This window comes from Phytoactinopolyspora endophytica (assembly GCF_004138495.1).
GTDB lineage: Bacteria > Actinomycetota > Actinomycetes > Jiangellales > Jiangellaceae > Phytoactinopolyspora > Phytoactinopolyspora endophytica.
This window is the reverse complement of sequence record NZ_ML142852.1, coordinates 66,355-67,642: the sequence shown is the minus strand read 5'-3', so window position 1 is coordinate 67,642 and position 1,288 is coordinate 66,355. Positions and strand designations below refer to the sequence as shown.

Genomic DNA, 1,288 nt, shown 5'->3' with positions numbered 1-1,288 from the left:
AGATCGAACTGTGATTTGGGGCCCGACGAGCGCCAGGTCTTCTCGGCATGGTCGACGTGTGGTTGCTCGGACTGGTCCGATTCTGGGCGCTGTCGGCGGAACATGATCGCAACGATAGGTCAAGATCCAGGCTTCGAGCGGGTGAACCGCCGCTGGCCCGTGATGAGGAACGACAAGGCGCGCCGCCGTACCTGGCGGATGGCGAATCCGCGCACGCTGGTCGCCGTGCTGCGCCGCAGGATACGGAAGCCCGGCTCGTCGACCGGATACGAGTGGGTGGTCGTCACCGACGTGGGGCCCGACTTGCGCGGGCCAAGTATCGCCAGGTAAACGAGGGCGGCGACCGCTTCGGCCGGACCGTCGAGGCGAGCGGTGACCTCCTTGCGCCCCGTGTTCCGAATCCAGCCGTATACACCGAACCGGGTGGCCCGACGCTTGAACCAGCGCCGGAAGCTCACCTTGGTCACCTTGCCCTTGACGACGATCTGCACGCAGAGCCGGTCGGCGCGCTCCGGTGGGAGCTCGATGTCGTGGAACCGTGCGCACTGCTCGAAGAAGAGCTTGGCCACCGGCGTCGGCGTTCCCCACATAGGGTATTGAGCACTACCGATCGCGGCGTGCGCGTTGAGCTCGATGACGGTGGCCGACTGCTGGTCGATGGGCTTGCGATGGTCTTCGATCAGCATGTCGAGGCCGCAGAACCCGAGGCCGGGGATTCCCTGGACGGCCCGGATCGCGACGTCGCGGATCGACGGGTGCAGTTCGTCGACCACCTCGAAGCTGTCGCCACCCTGGGAGAGGTTGGCCGAGTTCGCGAGCACGACCTGCTGGCCCGCTGCCGGCACCGAATCCAGGGTGAGGCCCCCCTGGGCGAGCTGGTACCGCATCGCATCCGAGAACTGAATAGGGCGGGACCGCAGGTGCGGGTTGAGCGCGCGCACTCTGTTCTTGTACTCGACCAGATCGACGATGGTGTGGACGCCGTTGCCCAGGACGGACGCGGGCTCGCGCACGACGGCGGCGACCACCTCCTCGCCGATCACCACGATGCGGTAGTCGGAACCCTTGACGTGCTGCTCGATGACGAAGTCGTCATTGCCGAGCTGGCTCTTCTCGTAGAGGTCGAGCGCCTTCACCAGCTCGTCCCGGCTGCCGATGTCGGTGATGACGCCGATTCCCCGCAAACCGGCGACCGGCTTGCACACGACGGGGTAGCCGATCCGGTCGGCGTAGTCGAGTGCCTTCTGAGCGTCGTCGATGGAGAACACGCAGCCTTGCGGGACGGGCA

At 66.3% G+C, this 1,288-nt stretch carries 1 protein-coding gene; it reads right to left on the bottom strand.

All coding sequences use genetic code 11. From position 1 onward, the window contains the following. Positions 1–119 precede the first annotated feature (119 nt). The coding region (locus ELR45_RS08680) for an acylphosphatase (RefSeq protein WP_205856263.1) at positions 120–1,288 on the bottom strand (1,169 nt) is incomplete at its 5' end.